The organism is Clostridium sp. AM46-21, from assembly GCF_003480025.1.
Taxonomy (GTDB): Bacteria; Bacillota; Clostridia; order Lachnospirales; family Lachnospiraceae; genus Coprococcus; species Coprococcus ammoniilyticus.
Map to the genome: position 1 here is coordinate 13,542 of NZ_QUIB01000022.1, position 20,292 is coordinate 33,833.

The 20,292-nt window shown below is 41.7% G+C and carries 13 protein-coding genes and 1 riboswitch; of the genes, 4 read left to right on the forward strand and 9 right to left on the reverse strand.

All coding sequences use genetic code 11. The features are described 5' to 3' along the window. Window positions 1-41: 41 nt before the first annotated feature. Together pyk and DW959_RS13195 are read right to left on the reverse strand one after the other, a co-directional pair. The gene (gene pyk, locus DW959_RS13190) at window positions 42-1,778 is read right to left on the reverse strand and encodes a pyruvate kinase (protein ID WP_021943118.1); all 1,737 of its coding nucleotides are present in this window, start codon (window positions 1,776-1,778) and stop codon (window positions 42-44) included. 41 nt (window positions 1,779-1,819) lie between these two features. After that, the gene (locus tag DW959_RS13195; protein WP_021943117.1) at window positions 1,820-2,728 is read right to left on the reverse strand and encodes a hypothetical protein; all 909 of its coding nucleotides are present in this window, start codon (window positions 2,726-2,728) and stop codon (window positions 1,820-1,822) included. Window positions 2,729-2,952: 224 nt separating this feature from the next. Between DW959_RS13195 and DW959_RS13200 the strand changes: the two genes are divergently transcribed. Further along, on the forward strand, window positions 2,953-5,550 hold the full coding sequence (locus DW959_RS13200) for a GH25 family lysozyme (RefSeq protein WP_118616375.1): 2,598 nt from the start codon (window positions 2,953-2,955) through the stop codon (window positions 5,548-5,550). Between the two features lie 69 nt (window positions 5,551-5,619). Here DW959_RS13200 and DW959_RS13205 read toward each other — a convergent pair whose 3' ends face one another. The 4 genes from DW959_RS13205 to bioB all read right to left on the reverse strand — a co-directional run bounded on the left by DW959_RS13205 (window position 5,620) and on the right by bioB (window position 8,624). Continuing rightward, the gene (locus DW959_RS13205; RefSeq protein ID WP_021943115.1) at window positions 5,620-6,336 is read right to left on the reverse strand and encodes a response regulator transcription factor; all 717 of its coding nucleotides are present in this window, start codon (window positions 6,334-6,336) and stop codon (window positions 5,620-5,622) included. Between the two features lie 21 nt (window positions 6,337-6,357). Further along, entirely contained in the window at window positions 6,358-6,876 is a 519-nt protein-coding gene (locus tag DW959_RS13210; RefSeq protein ID WP_021943114.1) for a hypothetical protein, read from the reverse strand. Between the two features lie 19 nt (window positions 6,877-6,895). Then, the gene (locus DW959_RS13215) at window positions 6,896-7,471 is read right to left on the reverse strand and encodes a hypothetical protein (protein WP_021943113.1); all 576 of its coding nucleotides are present in this window, start codon (window positions 7,469-7,471) and stop codon (window positions 6,896-6,898) included. A 157-nt stretch (window positions 7,472-7,628) separates the two neighbouring features. Beyond that, window positions 7,629-8,624 carry a biotin synthase BioB gene (gene bioB, locus DW959_RS13220; protein WP_118484719.1) on the reverse strand — a complete coding sequence of 332 codons (996 nt, stop codon included), beginning with the start codon at window positions 8,622-8,624 and terminating at the stop codon, window positions 7,629-7,631. A 539-nt stretch (window positions 8,625-9,163) separates the two neighbouring features. On the opposite strand from bioB, the gene DW959_RS13225 reads away from it, so the two are divergent. From DW959_RS13225 to DW959_RS13235, 3 genes are read left to right on the forward strand one after another with little or no spacing between them, the layout of a single operon-like run. Then, window positions 9,164-9,817: a response regulator transcription factor gene (locus DW959_RS13225; protein ID WP_117784708.1), complete on the forward strand. Its 654-nt coding sequence runs from the start codon at window positions 9,164-9,166 to the stop codon at window positions 9,815-9,817. Window positions 9,818-9,829: 12 nt separating this feature from the next. Continuing rightward, window positions 9,830-11,251 (forward strand): HAMP domain-containing sensor histidine kinase, encoded by a 1,422-nt coding sequence (locus tag DW959_RS13230; RefSeq protein WP_117808582.1) that lies wholly within the window; start codon window positions 9,830-9,832, stop codon window positions 11,249-11,251. After that, window positions 11,244-12,305 carry a hypothetical protein gene (locus DW959_RS13235; protein WP_021944213.1) on the forward strand — a complete coding sequence of 354 codons (1,062 nt, stop codon included), beginning with the start codon at window positions 11,244-11,246 and terminating at the stop codon, window positions 12,303-12,305. Before DW959_RS13230 ends, DW959_RS13235 begins: the two co-directional genes overlap by 8 nt. A 337-nt stretch (window positions 12,306-12,642) precedes the next feature. On the opposite strand, the gene DW959_RS13240 is transcribed toward DW959_RS13235, so the two are convergent. The 3 genes from DW959_RS13240 to DW959_RS13250 form a co-directional block, all read right to left on the reverse strand. Continuing rightward, entirely contained in the window at window positions 12,643-12,996 is a 354-nt protein-coding gene (locus DW959_RS13240; protein WP_117808581.1) for a hypothetical protein, read from the reverse strand. Window positions 12,997-13,159: 163 nt separating this feature from the next. Further along, window positions 13,160-14,497 carry an Ig-like domain-containing protein gene (locus DW959_RS13245; protein ID WP_118484723.1) on the reverse strand — a complete coding sequence of 446 codons (1,338 nt, stop codon included), beginning with the start codon at window positions 14,495-14,497 and terminating at the stop codon, window positions 13,160-13,162. Window positions 14,498-14,607: 110 nt separating this feature from the next. Next, window positions 14,608-19,965 carry a DUF4430 domain-containing protein gene (locus DW959_RS13250; RefSeq protein ID WP_118484724.1) on the reverse strand — a complete coding sequence of 1,786 codons (5,358 nt, stop codon included), beginning with the start codon at window positions 19,963-19,965 and terminating at the stop codon, window positions 14,608-14,610. A 76-nt stretch (window positions 19,966-20,041) separates the two neighbouring features. After that, window positions 20,042-20,189, reverse strand: a riboswitch (cobalamin riboswitch). Window positions 20,190-20,292 lie beyond the last annotated feature (103 nt).

The window sequence follows — 20,292 nt, forward strand, 5'->3', positions numbered from 1 at the left end:
CGTTTTTTTAAAAATTAAGATTTATTACATTTGTTACAAACTTAAGAAACAACTACTCCATCTTTGGCTTTTACTGTAACGATGGCACCTGTTTTTAATATCTGGGTCGCATTCTTTGCTCCGATGATAACCGGAACATCACGGCTGAGGCCTACGATCGCAGCATGTGAATTTTTCCCATCCTTTTCACACACGATCGCAGATGCAGTCTTTAACTGTTCCATGATATTATTGCTGGTCTCTTTCATTACAATAATATCTCCCGGATTGTAATTTTTCTGAAGATCTTCTTCTGTTTCTGCTACACATAAAGGAGCACATACCGACTTCTCGTTTACAGAAGTACCTTTTACAAGGATATGTCCAACAACATGTACCTTGATCAGGTTGGTTGTTCCGGCAACACCAAGTGGAACGCCGGCAGTGATAACAACGATCTCTCCATCCTTGATGTAATGATTTCTCTTCGCAGCTTCTACAGAATGCTCAAACAGATCATCCGTATTATTCTCCTCTGCAATCAGAAGCGGCTGAACGCCCCATGACAGATTTAACTGACGACATACCTTTTCAACCGGTGAACATCCGATGATCGGACATTTCGGTCTGTATTTAGAAATCATGCGGGCTGTTTTTCCTGATTTTGTTACGGTTACGATCGCTGCTGCGCCAAGATCGATTGCTGTTGTACAGGTTGCATGGGAGATTGCGCTGGTGATATCCGGATTCTGGATATTTCCTCTCTCATAAAAACGTTTTGTATAATCAATATCTTCTTCTGCACGTTCTGCGATCTTAATCATAGTATGGAGTGCTTCTACCGGATACTTGCCTGCGGCTGTCTCACCGGAAAGCATGATCGCGCTGGTTCCATCATAGATTGCATTTGCAACGTCTGTTGCCTCTGCTCTTGTCGGTCTTGGGTTCTTGATCATGGAATCAAGCATCTGGGTTGCTGTTACAACCTGCTTGTCTGCATTGTAAACCTTCTTGATGATCATTTTCTGGATTACAGGAACATCCTCTAACGGAATCTCTACACCCATATCGCCACGTGCTACCATGATACCATCTGATACACGGATGATCTCGTCGATATTTTCCACACCCTGCATATTCTCGATCTTGGAAATAATATTTATATTATCACAGCCATGCTCATCTAAAATCTTACGGATCTCCAATACATCATCTGCCGTTCTTACAAAGGACGCTGCAATAAAATCAAAGTCATTCTCAATACCAAATATGATATCTGCACGATCCTGCTCACTGATGTATGGCATGGACAGATTTACGCGTGGTACATTTACGCCCTTGCGATTGGATACCGGACCGCCATTTACTACACGACAGACGATCTTATTCTCGGATACCTGCTCTACCGTCATCTCGATCAGACCGTCATCGATCAGTATCGTATTCCCCGGTTTTACATCATTTACAAGATTCTTATATGTGATTGAAACCATCTTCTCATCACCTTCAACCTCATCGGTTGTAAATGTAAATGTCTGCCCCGGCTTCAGTTCAATCTTTCCATTTTTGAAATCTTTTACACGGATCTCCGGTCCCTTTGTATCCAGCAGTGTTGCAACCGGAAGGTTCAGCTCTGTTCTGAACTTCATGATACGTTCCATGTTGCGTTTATGCTGTGCATGATCTCCATGTGAAAAGTTGAATCGGGCAACATTCATTCCCTCGATCATAAGCTTTCTCAAAATATCATCATCATCTGTTGATGGCCCTAATGTACATATAATTTTAGTTTTACGCATAATACCTCCTAATTTGTTGTTTTTATACTAAGAAACTATTATCAGTCTCCATAATACTCTTCATCCGGCACATGATCTTCCTGTTCTCCCGCTTTTGTTTCCGGTTTCTCCGGTATCCGTAGGATCTCATCTGCATATAATTTGACTGCTGCGATCAGATAGACAAATGTTATGATCACACACAGAATATACATAAATACAAACTGTCCCTTTAATACAAATCCTGCGATCAGGATCGCCGCTATAAACCACGGAGTTCTGATAAGTGTGGACGCCTTTACGATATCCGAAAAACCGATCTCATCACTGATACCAAATACATGCTTGAGTGCATTTATGATAAATCCCCATATCAGGGTTCCGACATAGTAGACAAATATCAGCAATACCGCCAGCACAAGTGTAATCCCAATCAATAACGGAGTATCATATTTTCTTGTCAGATTTAATAATGTATCCTTATCATATACATCCCGCTTCTCGATCGAACGCAGGTGCGAATAAACACTGTTCCAACTGATCCTGGTCGGTGAATCATCGCTGTACAGCAGAATCTCCTGATTGCTGACCACTACCATTGTCTTATAATGTCCAACCTCAAGAAGTTCATCGATCTCATCTGATTCCGTATCGTAATCCGTAGAATCGATTCTGATATATGCTTCTCCCGGACGTTTTAATTCATACTGCTTCTTACAATAAAATCCGTCTTCACTTACACTGAAATATGCAATTCTGTCATCGATCGCATCTGCCAGGCGGTTATATCCGATTCTCTTGCTGACCGGCATATAAAATACTAACGTCGGAAGAATCACGCATACAAGGATCACCAACAAATGGATGGAAAACCATGTTGCACTTTTTCCTGTCTTAATATATTCTGCCGGGCGGACCAGTCCTTTTAACATACCGCCTAATGCCCCAAAAAATCTTGTTTTTTTCTCCATATGATGTTCCTTTCATTTTTTATTACCGTGTTGATTATAACACGTCATCGACTGACTTGGCACTACAAAAATGCTTTTTTTGTGCAAATTTCTGGTAAAGATTTTATCTGATCTTTTACCTGTTTTTTTCATAGTTCTTAAATTTCCCCAGATTATTGACATTTATATGTAAAAAAAATATTATAAATTAGTTAAGGATAAATAAAAATTGGAGGTTGCTTATCGTGAAAAAACTTATTACCACGGTATTGTGCAGTGCTGTCGCCGGTCTCACGATCTTCAGCGCACCTAAGATCGCCGGTCAGACCTATGCGCAGTCACAATATGCGTACACAACAGTTTCTACCCAGTCATCCAACATTTCATATGCTGACGAGATTGATGAAATGGTAGAAACAGGAACATTTGACAGTTCTTCATTAACAAAGGAACAGATTGCCCTTATCAATAAAAAATACGGAGAAGATCCACAGGCAATTCAGGAGCTTCAGAAAAAATCTGACAGCATCAAGAATCCTTCTCTGGCTTCCATTGATACCAGCATCTATGCCCATGATGCACAGTTCAAGGGCTATGACATTATAAATGGTATTGATATCTCCCGCTGGCAGGGCAATATCGACTGGAAGAAGGTCAAGGCAGACGGAATTAATTTTGCTCTGATCCGTGTCGCACTCCGTACCACAGAATCCGGTGTGCTGGAAGCAGACGCATTATATAAGAAAAACATCGAAGGTGCTCTCGCCGCAGGACTGGATGTCGGCGTATATGTCTATTCCCAGGCGATCACAACGGCCGAAGCAAGAGCAGAGGCCAACTACACCATGAAGCTGATCAAAGGCTATAACATAAAGCTTCCGGTTGTTATGGACTACGAATACTACATCAATCATTCCGGCAGACTTGCACGGGCAAACTTAAGTCCTGCTGCCGCAACTACGATCTGTACTGCTTTCTGTGAAGAGGTAGAGAAGAATAATTACACCGCTATGGTCTATGCAAATAAATCTTTACTCACAGATGATGTATATGCAGATGTACTGGCAAAACGGTTCCCGATCTGGCTCGCCCAATATCCGGGATGGGATTCTGCAACCAACAGTGTGCATGCATCTTACGAAGGTAAATATTCCTACTGGCAGTACACATCTTCCGGCTCTGTAGCCGGCATCAGCGGTAATGTTGATATGAATTTCCGGTACATCAAAAAACCGGAAGCCGTTAAGAATCTGCATATCACTTCAACTTCCATGCAGAAGGCATCCTTGAAATGGAATAAAGTACCGTATGTATATGGTTATAAGATCTATCGTCTTGACAAGAGCACAAATACATATAAGCATGTCGGAACGACAGTCGGTGCAAGCAATACTTCATTTACAGACAAGGGTCTGGAGGTAGAAACCTTATACAGTTACAAGGTACTTGCGTTCTACGGAACAAATTCCGGTGCTTACAACGGCGGAGAGTCCAATATCGTTCATGCCGCTACACAGGAAAAGAATATTGATAAGGTATCAATCGCCAAACGGGCAAAGGATTCTCTTACTTTAGAATGGACTCCGCAGACCGAAGTTTCCGGCTACCACATCGTACGTTTCAATCCGGCAACCGGTAAATACAAAACCGTTGCTTATGTAAAAGGAGCCAAAAACAATACTTACACAGATACCAAGCTGGCAAGCGGAACAACTTACACTTATAAAGTGCGTGCTTACTTTGAAGAAGGCAGCCGCCGCGCATTTTTCAAATACTCCTCTTCCATAAACGGAAACACCCGTCCCGGACAGGCCACAGGTGTAACTGCTTCCTCTACAAAGAATACCGTAACCGTTAAATGGAATGGTCAGATAAATGTTGCCGGCTATATCGTTTACCGTTTAAATGACAATGGTAAATGGGTACGCGTTAAAACGATCACAAATAAAAACACAACCTCATATACAGATAAAAAATTAAGTGGCAATACCATTTACAAATACTGTGTTGTTGCTTACTACAAGAAATCCGGCAACAATGTCCGTACAGATCGTTCCAAAACAGTATCTATTATGACAAAACCAGCAAATGCCAGAAGCGTGTCCGTTATCCCATCCAAGAATAACTCTGTAAGTATTTCCTGGAAATCTTCTAAGAATATTTCAGGTTATCTTGTTTATATGAAAAACGGAACCACAGGTTCTTCCTGGAAACGGATTGCAAAATTATCTTCCGATAAGACTTCCTGGACACAGAAGGGACTGTCCGCAAACGGAACCTATAAATTCAAGGTTAAAACCTATTACCGCGGAAACGGTGCTACTTCGATCAGTGATGCAGCTACGATAACCGTTAAGATCCCACCGAAAAAGGTAACAGGAGTAGCTGTAAACAGCTACGGTTCCAAGCAGTTAATGACATGGAAGGCTCAGACAGATGCAGATGGGTATTATATCTATCGTTATACAAATAAAACAAAGAAGTATACAAAGCTAAAAACGATCACCAACTCCGCCGCTTCTTCCTATATTATCAATGAAGCCGGATCATCCAAATACAGCTATTGCATCGTTGCCTACAACAAGTCAAATGGAAAGGCTTACAAGGGAACCAGATCTGCACTTACCGCTAGCAAGAAAGGCAGCCAGAAGATGCAGGTTATATGCAGTGTCTTAAATGTAAGAAAAGGTCCCGGAACCGGATATGATATTATTCAGACAGTTTCTTATGGAACAGAGCTTACACTCAAAGGCTTATATCAGGACTGGTATCAGATTTCCTTCACAAAGGACGGCAGAACCTACAACGGCTATGTTTCAGCCGCTTATGTAAAATTGAAATAAGCAATAACCATATATAAAACGGCAGGAATGCATTCCAAGCACTCCTGCCGTTTATTTCTATTACTGTTTTTACTTATTTGCTGAGTCCGGAACAAACATATAACCAATCCCCCGGACAGTACGGATATATACCGAATCCTCTTCCAGCTTATCTCTCAACCGTTTGATATATACCGACAAGGTATTATCATCCACAAATGACTCATCGACATCCCACAACCGTTCGATCAACTGTCTCCGTGTCATAACCTGATTCTCATGAAGCGTCAGTTCCCGAAGCAAACGAAATTCACTTGGTGTACTGTCGATATTCCGTTCATTCCGGTAGATCTTATACTGTTTATTATCTAGTCTGGTGTGTCCGAAAATGAAATCTTCTCCTGCTTCATTTTCCAAATCTGTTTTTTTGATATTGTTATACCGCTGTCTTCTCAGGATCACAGAGATCCGTGTCAGCAGTTCCTTTACCCGATATGGTTTTGCTATATAATCATCTGCACCAAGCTCCAGTCCCTGTACCAGATTCACTTCATCTGATACTGCTGTAAGAAATATGACCGGAACATAATTATCTGCCTCACGGATCTCTCTGCAGAAATCATAACCATTTCCATCCGGCAGCATAACATCAAGCAGCACCAGATCGATATCCGGCTGCAGACACTTTCTCGCAGTCTTAAGATCCGAAGCATGCACCACTTCATAATGCTCTGTCTTTAATGTATATTCCGTCCCCATTGCCAAAGCAAAATCATCCTCAACTAACAGGATCTTCTCATTTGCCATTTCTCACACCCCTGTTCTATTTTATTCACGATCCAGTGCAAAGAAACACACCGCACTGACCAGACTGATAATGATACCTGCCAGAAACAGATAGAAGCCCAGCCGGTATCCTGCAAAGCCTTTATAGCCATTTTCCTGCATACTGCGTGTTGTTTCTTCCATAATCCCATGAATCGCCCGAATCGTCTTACTGTGTGTCAGCAGGAATAATTCAATACCGGAAAGAACAGCCGGTATAAAAAACATCAGATTGAAGATGTCCCAGGTATCCCGGTCTCCACGCAGATAGATCACAACCAGTACAATTCCCGCTATCCCGGTAAGGATTGCCAGATAAGGCAATATCCGGACAAACAGATTGATATCTCCCATCGCCTGATAACGGTCTGCAAGCTTTTTCAGATTTAAAAGCGGAAACCATTCCTTTACATCCTGATAATCCTTCATGGTAAACTGGTATCCCAGGAATGGGAAACATCCGGATATCAGGATCATAACCATCCCAGCCAGATACGTCAGGCTGAATTTATTTACCTTCATACACCCTCCATGCCAGCAATTATTTGATACGGAACGTCGCTTTTACATAACCATCTGCGAACAGCACATGATCTCTTCCGTCAAATGCCCACTTTAACTCTTCTTCTGCATAAGATGGCTCTACAAATTTAACATCAATTCTGGATACGTCCTCTGATTTTACAGCCGCTGTACGAAGAAGCAACATACCCTGAACAACCGGATGATCGGTCAGATGAATCTTATTCTGATCACCTGTCTCCTTGCTGAAGCTGTAAACCTCTTCTTTTGAAAATGTGTGGAACTCCTCTGCATTATCATATGATGCAGCCTCTACGCGCTTCAATTCCTTCTCTTTATCGGATGGCTTTACAAGTGTCACGGTAAATTTCTCTACCGGTGTCTCTACGCCATCCACATAACCGAGGATCGGAAGGATGTACATAAATGCATTCTCCTTTACAGCCCCGAATTCATAGCGGATACTGTCTGCCTGTCCAGCCTGTTCCTTCTCTGCCATATATGAGATCTTGCCGATAAATGCTCCCTGATATGTCGATGCATCCATCTCCGTCATCTTTGTTCCTATCGCCATCATTCTGTCATAAATATTCATATTGTACCTCTTTCTTTCTATAATTATTAAAATCGCCTGATTTTCAATTAAATATATCTAAATAATTTTCCTGATCACATTTAAACCTGATTCTATGTTCCAATCATATTCATAATATATGTTTCTCTCAGAAAATTCAACAACCGGTAATTTCATTTTAAAAGTCCATGCGGGTGCCGGGCTCTGGTGCTCCAATCTCGTAGCCCTGTTCACGGATCATCTGCAGGTCAGTTTCAAATGTGATTCCGGTCGTTGTCAGAAAGTCACCGCTGATCACGGCATTTGCCCCGGCACGAAGAGCTGCCTTGCCATTATCCGGCAAATAGGCTCTGCCTGCCGCCAGACGGATAAAGGTATCCGGAAGGATAAAACGAAAAACAGCCACCGTCCGGAGGAACTCCTCCTGCTTCATCGGCTCCTGATGTTCAAAATACGTTCCCGGAATCGGATTCAGCATATTGATCGGAACCGAGTCCACATCCAGCTCTCTTAACGAAAATGCCAGGTCGATCCGATCCGAAAGCGTCTCTCCCAGTCCGATCAGTCCACCACTGCATACTTTCATCCCAGCAGCTTTAGCTGCACGGATACTCTTTCTCTTATCATCTGATGTATGCGTCGTGCACAAGGTCTTAAAGAACGCATCCGATGCTTCCATGTTATTATGAACCATTGTCATACCAGCTTCATGAAGCTTTATGAAATCCTCCTCATCCAGCATACCAAGAGATGCACAGACATGGATATCTGCTGTCTTCCTGATATCCTCCACATTCTGAACTGCCAGTGCTACCTCCCGTTTCGACAGCCGCCGTCCAACAGATACAAGCCCGTACCGGTAAGAACCACGGCTCTTATCCTGAACCGCTATATCGGTCAGGATCTGCTCACCCAGTACACATTCCGCCGGGACCTTCTCCTTTGCTCTGGTTGACTGTGCGCAGTACAGACAGTCCTCACCGCACTGTCCAACCTTAACAGCCGCCACAGAACAGACATCGCAGACATTTCCACAGAAATGCAGTCGGATCCGGTCTGCCGCTTCAGAAAGTTCTGACAGATCTACATCGATAAGCCGCTCTGCTTCCTCCCTGCTGATACGATATCCATCCATTATCTTATGTTCCAATCTCTGAAGTTCATCCTTTGTCATAATTCATCATTGTCCTTTATTAAGAAATATTGCCCTTTTCTATAAAACACATAGCGTATTCGTTTTTCATCCAATTCCTTATTAATATACCATCTAAACAACATCTTGTGAACTACCCAATGTTCCGCATTGCCACGCCCGGCTTGTCCTCGCACCTACCCACTACCGGCTATGTATTACCCAACTTCGCGCCTGCCTACTACCAGCTGGATTCTTTGCATATAAACATAAAGCAATATTTTCGTTATGAACTTGTACCTTGCCAGCGAATGCGGGTGCATGTTTGAGCCGAAGGCGAGTTTGCGCAGGAGCATGAGCAAATAAGGCAGGTACAATTCATAGAAAATATGCGAGTTTATATGCAAAGAATCCAGCCGGAAGGGGCAGACATGAAGCGGGGCAATACACAACCGGGAGGAGCCGGGCGAAACCTTAAATCTCTTTTTTTCGGCATTATTCTCTTTCAAGTTTTTGTAAAATATAGTAGAATTACAGGGTATGGGGTCATTGGAAGGCGAACCCCTTTGGAGGTTATATCTATGATTAATATACTAGTAGTTGAAGACGAAAAACCTATTGCAAACCTGATCAAAATGAGTCTGACAAAGGCAGGCTATTCCTGTACCTGTATTTATGACGGACTTGCTGCCGCAGACATACTGGAAGAAACCCCTTTTGATCTGGTTCTGCTCGACATCATGCTTCCGGGTGCATCCGGCTATGATGTTCTTGAATATATCAAACCATTAAAAATACCGGTTATCTTTATTACAGCAAAAAACTCCCTGAACGACCGTGTCATGGGTCTGAAGATGGGAGCCGAGGATTATATTGTAAAACCATTTGAGATCGTTGAGCTTCTTGCAAGGATTGAAGTTGTTCTCCGGAGATATAATAAGCTGAATACAACGATCACCGTCCGCGATCTTGTTATTGATACAGTTGCGATGAGCGTCACAAAAAATGGAAAAGAGATTCCACTGACGAACAAAGAATATGAGCTGTTATTGTTATTTGCACAAAATCCGGGAGTTGCGCTCTATCGTGAAACGATATATGAGCGTATCTGGGGTGGTGACTATCCTTGTGACAGCCGGACGGTTGCTCTTCATGTCCAGCGTATGCGAAAAAAACTCGGACTGGAAGACTGCTTAAAGACCATCAACAAGATCGGATACCGTCTGGAGATTTAAAAAGGAGTTTCTATGAAATTTAAGCATAAACTTGTATTATGTATGGTTGCACTTCTGGGACTGTCCTTCGGTCTCGGAGGAACCATGCTGATCCACCGATCATTCAAAACCTCGTTATCTTCCACCATCGACAGTGACCTGCAAAATTATGAGAGTATTCAGAGTACTCTGCTGATTGCTGTTGATACAAATTCTGTATCATCTTATATCGACATGTCTAATATCATTAACCAGCTTTCAGCTCAGGGAAACTCCAACCGTAAGAATATCATTCTTCGAAATTCGGATATGGAAGTCGTAAGCATCATGAATTCATCCTTTACATATAAAGAAATGAAACCATCGGATGAAAATACCTGTAATTCGATCATTTGGAGAGAAAATAATAACTACTATCTGCAATTATGCAGTTCCATGGATATCAATACAGAAAATCTGGACATCTCACAGATGGACATTGTCTATGACATCACTTCCGTGTATGCTGCTCGTGCGCAGGAACAGAATACATTCCGTCTGCTGTTGATCGCGATCTTCGTTGTCGGAAGTATCACATCCATGATCGCAGCCAGCCTGCTTACAAAGCCGTTGGAAAAATTATCATCACTTGCGCAGCATATCTCCCACGGTGATTACTCTGCCCGTCTGCACATCCACTCCGGCGATGAGATTGAGGCACTCGCAAATGATTTCAACAACATGGCAGATACTATCGAAGATAACATCTCAGAACTTCATTTCTCTATGGAAAAACAGGAACAGTTTATGGGAAGCTTCGCACATGAATTAAAGACCCCAATGACTTCGATCATCGGTTATGCCGATCTTCTGCGAAGCCAGAATATGAGTGAAGACGAAACAAATGAAGCAGCCAACTATATCTTCTCAGAAGGAAAACGTCTGGAGAGCTTATCTTTAAAATTACTGGATCTTCTGGTTGTAAAAAATCAGGAAACCATATTAACACCGACCGATCCTTCCCTCGCGATCCAGAATGTGATCAATGTTATGAAGCCGGAGCTGGCAAAGGAACATATAACATTAAAGTCAAGCTGCCGAAAGGGCTGCTGTATGATGGACATCGACCTCTTTCAGTCTCTGATCATCAATATCATTGATAACGCCAGAAAAGCGATCGACGACAATGGTCTTATCCATGTAGCCGGAACTGTAAGGGATGATAATTATGTAATCATTATCAAAGATAACGGACGGGGAATGCCACCGGAAGAAATCACACGAATCAGTGAAGCTTTCTACCGAATCGACAAATCCAGATCCCGTGCGCAGGGCGGAGCCGGACTCGGACTTGCTATTTGCAGCAAGATTGCAGAGATCCATCAGGCTAAGATCAAATACAAGAGTGCCGTCGGACGCGGTACGGTTGTCACTATTACATTACCAAATATAAAGGAGGCGGCACATCATGAGTAACGAAGAAAATAAAGAATCTGTCATTGCTTCCTATGAACTGACCGCTGCCCATAAGGAAGACGATGATATCTCTGAATCAGAAGTAAATGATATGATAAATGAGAGTGAAGAAGGTACTGTTCCCTCTGTCGAACATACCGGAAAAGCACGCGGTATTCTTCATTTCCTATACAAGAATCTTCTCTGGTTTATAATATGCATTGCAATTTTTGTGATCTGTATCATTGCCTCGAATCTGTATTTTCGTATTCAGGACAGGAAAACATTGAATTCCGTATCCAGCCACGAGATCAGTCCGAACAATCTCGATGTAACAAATAAACTGACACTGCTTGAGAAGATCAACATCATAAACGGAGAATGTTATTACACCGATCTGAACTTTGATTATACGGACAAACATTCCTACAGTGAGATCCATGATGTAACCGTAAATGAACTGACATCGTATTTCTCTGATTATTTCTCCTGTGATTTCACTGTAAATGGTATCTATGAGATGTATATATCCAAATATCTTGCAACGTCAGACGAAAATTCTTACCGCAGTTTTACGATATGGGTGGTTAATATCTACTATTTTGGATTTGAAATGAATTGTTTTCTGGATTATGACACGAACAAACTGATTACATTTACAATGAATCTGGACCCTAATTCTAACACTTTCTACAATAAAGAAAGTCTGGTAGAACTGGAATATTACAATGATTATATACTTCCACTGTATAACTTTTTAGGAAGCCATGTCGGTAATTCAACTACGTTCAGTGACACTTGTTTTGACACTCTATACGATATATTAGTCTCTTATTATGAGCTCAGCTTTGAGAAAGGATCCGGAAACGGTGCAGGTATGACTCCAACAGAGATACCGGATTCTGATCTGCAGTTATTTGAAAAGCTGACAGGAACACCTCTGACCGCTCATACCTATTATACTTACACTACTGAGATTAGTATGGAATTAGAAGCCGATACAACAGAAGAATACAACTTTTATATGAAAAACGGATTGTTCTTCTACCAGATGAATCGATATTTTTATAATTAACAGATGCTTAATACTTCTTTAGAAGAAATATGCAGAATAGATGCATTTTTTTGCAAATTATGATGCATCCATCCTTTATAGTAACATCATCAAGACAAGGGATGGTGCTTATGAAGTATTCAAGCAGAGAACAGAACAGGATTGAGCGCAGCACATTTTTTAAGACAGAGAGGTCTTTTACACGCTGCAATTATCTCAAAGTTAAGTTTGGTATCTTTGCCACATGTTGTTTTATTTTGTTTGTTGCCATTTTGCTCAAAGGTACCATCCTGTGATTTCTTGAGCCCCCTCATATTTCAGACTAGCTCCAGATGCGTTTCCCGGCATCTGGAGTTTTTCATTGTTTCTTATCATCTGTCTGCTCTTTTAATCTGCCCTGACGTTCCAGCTTATACTGTGTCTGCCGCCTTTTCGCAGCAATCCGTTTCTGCAGCTTTGCTGCCTCCCGTTCCGCCGAACGATCCGGCAGTATTCCACACGCTTCAAGTGCTCTTGGCCAGGGTCCAAAATAGGATTTTACCGCGGCTACCTCCTCCACCGTGAAGTCTGATTTTTTCGGATAGCGTTCCAGTTGTTTATATGTAGCACGCAGCATTTCCATACAGTTTTCTTTTGTCAGATCGTTTTCTGCCATAATCAGCTTTCCTCTTTCCTGTATTTTCCTACAGCTATATGCTGTATCTGTCTTCATAGATTATCTTCTATACCATACAATGTTTCCCGGTATATTGCAAATACCGGCTGCCATCCGTTCGTTTTACAACGCTTCCGGATAGTAGCCGGTATTCCTTTTACTGACAGATCAATGTTTATCCGTAATACATATCACCTTACGGCTTCATGTATCTTTTTTATTATTTTGTCTTTACAGACGTCTTACCACTGTAAACACTGTAGAACTTCTTTCCATTGATCTTCTTATATGCTCTTACCTTGACATAATATTTCTTACCCTTTTTCAGGTTCTTGATCACAGCACTTGACTTCTTGCTGCTTACATATGTACTCTTTGCATTCTTGAATGCTTTATTTGTTGCATATGTGATCTGGTAACCACTTGCACCTGATACCTTCTTGTAAGAAACCTTGATTGCCTTGGTCTTATATGCAGCAGCCTTCTTTACAGTCGGTGTTGCAGGTACAACAATCAAGGTGATCGTTCCTGTACTCTTCTTGTAATTTGCTGTTGCTGCGGCTGTTACTTTGATCTGTACCTTACCTGGCTTCTTTGCGGTAACAAAGCCGGTCTTCTTATTTACAGTTGCGATCTTCTTATTAGAAGATGTATAAGTAACCTTGCCCTTTGCAGAAGCCTTCATCTTCACATACTTACTGTATGCATATACTGTCTGCTTCTGGATCGTCTGTGATGCTTTCTTGATCACAAATGTGCTTTCTACTTTACCGGTATAGTTGCCCTTACCGGTAATAACTACCTTTGCGATTCCTGCATTCTTGTTATTTGAATATGCTACAGAATAATCATCGGTTGATAATGCCTTGCCGGATACTGTAACCTTTACAGCCGGTTTCTGTGCCTTACCTGTATATGTAACACTTGGAACTGTTACAACAGTGTTTTTGGCAGTCAGTGTAACCTTCTGATCCGGAGTCTCTGTAGTTGGCTCTTCTGTACTTGGTTTCTCTGTTGTCGGTTCTTCTGTAGTTGAATCAGAAGAATCTTCTGTTGTCTTATCAGGATCTTCTGTATCCGCCTTTTTCTTAACAGTCAGACGAACTACTGTTTCTGCAGCTTCGTAATTTGCTGTTCCGGCAGTCTTGATCGTAATATCTGTAAATCCTGCTGCCTTTACTGTTACAAGACCTGTATCATCGATCTCTGCAACTGCAGGTGCCGATGAAACGAATGTCAATGTACCATGACCATCGGCTGCAAGAACAAACGGATCTGTACCTTCTGTTACCTCTATGCTCTTAGATGCAACCTGGATTTCCTGTTTTGCCTTCACAATTTCAAATGTAACTGTCCGTGAACCTGCATATCTTCCATCGATTCCACGAATCGTTGCTGTAGCCTTTCCGACAGATACACGCTGTCCTGAAACCGTATAATCAACATCCTTTACAAGCTGATATGTGCCATCTGTGATTGTAAGTTCCGGTACGATCACCTTTCCGGTATATTCTACAGAAGCAACCGGAGCAATTGTTGCCTTGCTCAGATCTCCCATAACTGTAACCTTAAAGGAAGCTGTAGCTGCCAGATAATTGTCACTCTCCGGTGCTGTAATTGTAATAACTGCTGTTCCGATACCATTGATCTGAAGCTTGCCATCTTCTGTTACTGATACAACAGCTTCTTTATCAGATGATAATACAGGAGTTGTCTTTGCTCCTGCTGCAACTTCGATATCTGCCTTCTGTCCGTATACGACCTTCCGGTCTTCCGGTACATTTGTGATCTGCTGTTCTGCTTTCTTGATCTCGAGGTTGTCTGAACCTGTCCGGAGAATTCGCCCTTACCTGTTACCGTACAGGTAGCTGTTCCGGCATTCTGCGCATTTTCAAATACGACATCATAGTTTTCTTCTGTTATCAGATTACCGTTTACATATACCTTTACTTCCGGTTTTAATTCTTCTCCGGTATAAACTGCATCTGCAACTACTACCTTTGTATTTGCATCTGTCAATGCCTTTTCTGTCTCTGCTGTCGCAGTGATCTTGTACCATGCAGTTCTTCCTGCTCCGGATGTTACATGACACAGCACTCCATCTGTCAGATCCATAACATTGGAAAGTCCATCAACTGTTACATAATGTGAATCTGCCTCTGTCTTGTAGCTGACTGGCAGAGCTGTAAGGTCTGTGTCCTTGAATAAATCTACGTTTACAATAAATGGATCATTCTCTGTACCGGTTCCGGCAAGTTCTTCTCCATTCATCCTATAAGTAATGATCTGATTCCACTGAGCATCGTATGTAGATGATACCTCAAAGTTCATCTGACTACTTCCAATTATAAGCTCTTTCAATGTTGGAAGACCTGAATATGCAGATGCAACATCGCCACCTGTAAGCTGATAGTGGAATTCTAATACATCTCCATCCTGGATCGTTGTAGCTGATAAGCCCATATTGGAGAAATCATCTTTGTTGTATGAGAACATCCATCCTGACATCGTATATTCAGCCTGAACTGTCAGTCCATTGATGGATTCCATATATGGTCCATATCCTGTATCTGCCAGAACATATGGAATGTTGTTCTCCTTTAACGCCTTCTCAACAGCATCCACTGCAGTCGCTGCATCAACTTCTACGTCATCAAGGATCACACCATTTTCAGATGCACCCTTAATTCCCGCTGCTGTTGCTGTATAGTCATATACACCGACTTTAACATGCTTCTGATCAGCAACCGCTGCCTGTAACTCTTTATAAAGATCTACAAATGTCTGATCTTCTGCTGATAACGGAACATTTGCAAGCACATTGATAACTGGAGCTATACGATCCAGCGTATCCTTATCAGCTTTCTTTGAAACTGTTTCTGCTGTCAGCTTCTTTACTGCTGCTATATCAGCAGGAGATACATATACTGCCTGATCCTCTGTAAATGTGCTGCTTGCTTCATCTGCACATGAATAAACCGAATCAGATAATGTCATATATGCTGACTGTCCTGTAAATATTGTCTGTTCCTTTGTCTGGCTGGTGCTCAGAATTTCTCCGCCACTATAACAACCTGACATCTCTACACCTGCGTTGTTTGCTGCCTTGCCTTTAAAGCATCCGGCAATTCCACCTACATTTGTCTGACCTGATACTGAACCGGCATTATAGCAGTCAATGATCTTACCGGCAGGTGCTTTTGAACTGGCTTCATTATGAATACCAAGAATACCACCTACGTTATTCTTTGCTATAACCGTTCCATAATTTGAGGAATTCTTGATTGTAACATTTCTATTTGTCATTGCACCAAGAATACCACCTGCGCAACTGCCATTTTTAGCAGTGATCGTGCCGTAATAGCTACAGTTGTCAATCACATTTGTACTGGTATCTGAATTTGCTCCGCAATATCCAACGATACCACCTGCATAAACATAATTTGAAGTTCCTGTAAATGTGATATTAACCTTTGAAACACAATTTGAGATCAATACATTTTTTCCTGCATTTTCCTTAAGCATACCTGCAATTCCGCCGGCATGTGTTGCTGTGCTTGCAGAAATATTTCCTTCTACTGTCAGATTCTTGATCTGACCTGTTACTGATCCGAATAAACCTGCATCCTGAACATTGTCCACATACAGATTCTTGACTGTATGCCCCTGTCCATCAAATGTTCCTGCATAACCATAACTTGAACTATTCGGTTTGACAGGGATCCACTTATATCCTGCAAGATCGATATCTGCAGTCAGAACCGCATTGATCGTGTATTTTGTCTTTACTTCATTTGCGAACCAGTAAAGTTCTGCTCCGGTTCCAATCTGGTATACACCATCTGACTGTTTCGGTTCAGTCATAGTCTGTCCATCCCACGCCTGAGCATCGGCAGGTGTCAGACGGATCGTCTTTGTAATACTGTCTGTATCCTCCGGAATCTCAATCGTTCCTGTCTTATATATATAACCTGATGCACAAATGACATATGAATATGTTTTTCCTACAAATCCCTTGAAAACTCCATCCGTTACTTTTGTTTCTTTCTTATCTTCATCTAAGATCTGAATTGTATAATCTGTAACCGGTTTTTTCGTCTGACTGTCTGTTATATTCAATGTTACCGGTACGAAATCAGAAGCTACAAGCTTGAATTCTACATCCGGAAGATTACACATATAAGCGGTATGACGGCTGGCTGCCATCTGTACCGGTACACCTGTGTCATGGCGAACTGCCCGATGAGAACCGTATGGTGAACCATAAGCACTCCATCCACCTATTCCGTTTTTCAGACATCCTGTCAGACGGAATGTATCACCTGCAAAATAAGTCGGGATCGTAACCGTAATCGTCTGTGAAGCCGGTGTTGATGCAAACATATACTGGTTTAGTTTTCCAACATATTCTGTTCCTGTTGTGTCAAAAAAGCAGATTGCTGCATCCATATTATACACACCTGCTAATTTACTGGCAGGATTGTATAAGCCATTATAAGAACGCTTACCGTCTTCACTTCTTTCTCCATAGCTGATCTCAATGGAATCACCCGCTGTCAATTCATCTGCGGTTATTTCATTTCCATCTGCATCTTTATATTTGTATGATACTGCAACTTCTTTTGCACGTATCACCTGATAAGTACTGACACCATTCTTTGTAACTTTAACAATATTTGGTCCTTCTGTAAGCCCTGCGACTGTATAACTGCCATCTGAATTTCTTGTGATGTTCTTTGCAGAAAATCCGCCGTATGTCAGCTTATTGTCTATGATCTCCGGACGAAGGACAGATACGGATACTCCACTCTCCGGTGTAAATGTATACTCAGCTCCGTCTGTTCCTGCCTCATAATAAAGAACATCCAACTGTGCATCCAGTCTGTCGCCAGTTACTTTTTCCTCTTTTTTATTTTTACCTTCATTTATGGTCATGTTGGTCTGAATAGCTGTGCCATCCTTATCAACAGTAACCACTACAACACCGGTGTTTTCAGGCCATATTGCACTAAACTTGGTATACTTCGTATATCCCTGCATATTAATCTGTGCATCGTAGGTCACAAGCAGAATTGCTGTTCCTTCGGATTTCGCCTGAATCTCCGCTATTTCTGAATGTGCTCCCGGTGTAACTGTGATCACATCATTTGATGGATTTCCATTCTCATCAATAACCGTGTAATGATAATCCGGTTCTGCACTCTTAGCATTCGAAGTACCTTCGATCGCCTGCCAATTACGGAAACATTCCAGACTGTATGTCTCACCCTTCTTCATAGAAAGGTATCCATGTTCATCTGATGTAAGATAAATATCTGCTACATCATACTTATTCTGAGACATATCATGATATATAGTATCCGGATTAAAAGAGTCATCCCCGATATACATATCCGCCTTACTAACCATATAATCTGCATCTTTATTGGTAGAGAACCAATCCCAGTAGGTAACACCACCGGCACCTGTCACACGATAGTAATATGTAATACCAGCTCCGACCGTAAATTCATATGTCTCATATCCCGGCTCTTTGGCTTCTATCTTTGTTCCCGGTTCATCTTTATAAATATAATATGTAGACAATGTTCCCAGTCTAAGCTCTGCTCCTTCCGGGAATGTCACACTTACTTTTCTGGCTTCCGGTGCACTGATCGAATACCCATATGAACTGTTTGCTGTAAGTGTTTTTGAAACTGTCTTTTCTATATAATTCTGTGCATGGTCTCCCTCAGGTGTTACAGTTACAGATACCATATCCGCATAATAAAAAGGCACTGCATACTGAGCTGCTTTCTGACTTGTTTCCGCCTGCATCAAACCAAGTGTAGCATGACGATCAACATTATCTGGAGATACTACCTTTACATTAAAAGTAAAATCTTCTCCTTCTTGCCAAAATTTTCCACTGCTGGCATCCTTATTTGTACATGCAATACCTGACAGACTATATACTGCATATGACTGCTCTGCTTCATCGGTTACGATCAGATCAATTGAACCCATATCAACTTTATTAATACCACTCATTTTATATGTTGATAAGCGATAAGTACCTTCTGCAAGCTTCACTGTGTATACATAATTACTATCCGGATCTCCAGCCGCCACTGTATTTCCATCTGCATCTGTAAGTGTCATATATGGAACACTGCTGTTCATCTTGATCGATACCTGTTTTTCTCCTAATGCTTTGATCTTCTTTACAGCAGCTGCCACATCATCTGCTGATGCATCCAGATCTGCCATAACTGCCTGAAGTTCCGCATTTAATGAGGCATCCTTTGCGATCTCTTCTTCATTCTCTGCATAAAGTGTATATAACTCTGTCTTGTCTTGGGTTACATAATATGCTTCATAGCCTTCAAATCCACATCCAATATCTGCTCCATAACCGGCAAGTGTAAACTGCCAACGGAGAACATTGGTATTTGCTCCGGTTCCCTGATCTACAAGATATGCGCCTGCGCTTGTATTGCAAGGCACATTATCAACTGTGATCATCCAGCCGGACCATGATGTGTAATCATGTTCTGCAAGGTCTGTACCTGTCTTCTCCTCCAGTTCCAGATCATTTCCATTGTTACGTGTCTTATATGCATCCAAGAGTGCTGTTGGAACTTTTACAGTTCCTTTATCAATGCCTTTGATATTTGCCAGATAAAAGTTGCTGTCATTATAGGCACTTGATCCTGCAGGCTCTGTCTGAAGTCCTGCTTTCTTGAAAAATGCATAAGTTGCCTGTGAAACGGTCAATTTAGACAGATCAATGTCTATCCCTTCCTGTTTCCAGACATTTCCAATCTCTTCATAAGACATACGAGTCGGTGTGATATAAAATCCCTGTCCGATCGTAAAGCCCTCAAGAGACAGCACAACATATTTTGTGCTATAATCGGTCGTACTTTCATCTTCTTCCGCTGCCGCAACATTCTGAATACCATAACCTGCATTTACTGCAAATGGCACGAATAAAACTGCGCACGCAAATAAAAACGAAAGCACCAGTGTCCTGATTCGTTTCATTCGTTTCGATTCCTTTCTTCTATTGTATATTTTTTATAAGCTGGGAATTAAATCTTGCTTTTCCCTCGCCCAAAAGCTGTATGTAGAATAAATCTGCGGGTATTCTGACTGAAAGACCATCTTATGATCTTAACACAGTAATGGCGGTTGCACCGGATTCTCACCGAATTTCCCCCTGATCGGACATTTAAAGACACGTCCGAGCAGATCCAATATAGAACATACATAGTTTATCTTATAGCCTTGTATGCGGAATGTCAACAAAATCCACAGGCATTGACCGGAATGTTTCTGCATATTTATAGAAAGAAGAATTCTGACAGGTGA

Bases quoted from the DNA above. Each gene is read 5' to 3' on its own strand.
- DW959_RS13240 (WP_117808581.1), bottom strand. From the start codon at position 12,996: ATGAAGACAGATACAGCATATAGCTGTAGGAAAATACAGGAAAGAGGA.
- DW959_RS13210 (WP_021943114.1), bottom strand. From the start codon at position 6,876: ATGAAGGTAAATAAATTCAGCCTGACGTATCTGGCTGGGATGGTTATG.
- bioB (WP_118484719.1), bottom strand. From the start codon at position 8,624: ATGACAAAGGATGAACTTCAGAGATTGGAACATAAGATAATGGATGGA.
- DW959_RS13225 (WP_117784708.1), top strand. From the start codon at position 9,164: ATGATTAATATACTAGTAGTTGAAGACGAAAAACCTATTGCAAACCTG.
- DW959_RS13215 (WP_021943113.1), bottom strand. From the start codon at position 7,471: ATGAATATTTATGACAGAATGATGGCGATAGGAACAAAGATGACGGAG.
- pyk (WP_021943118.1), bottom strand. From the start codon at position 1,778: ATGCGTAAAACTAAAATTATATGTACATTAGGGCCATCAACAGATGAT.
- DW959_RS13205 (WP_021943115.1), bottom strand. From the start codon at position 6,336: ATGGCAAATGAGAAGATCCTGTTAGTTGAGGATGATTTTGCTTTGGCA.
- DW959_RS13230 (WP_117808582.1), top strand. From the start codon at position 9,830: ATGAAATTTAAGCATAAACTTGTATTATGTATGGTTGCACTTCTGGGA.
- DW959_RS13245 (WP_118484723.1), bottom strand. From the start codon at position 14,497: ATGGGAGATCTGAGCAAGGCAACAATTGCTCCGGTTGCTTCTGTAGAA.
- DW959_RS13250 (WP_118484724.1), bottom strand. From the start codon at position 19,965: ATGAAACGAATCAGGACACTGGTGCTTTCGTTTTTATTTGCGTGCGCA.
- DW959_RS13235 (WP_021944213.1), top strand. From the start codon at position 11,244: ATGAGTAACGAAGAAAATAAAGAATCTGTCATTGCTTCCTATGAACTG.
- DW959_RS13195 (WP_021943117.1), bottom strand. From the start codon at position 2,728: ATGGAGAAAAAAACAAGATTTTTTGGGGCATTAGGCGGTATGTTAAAA.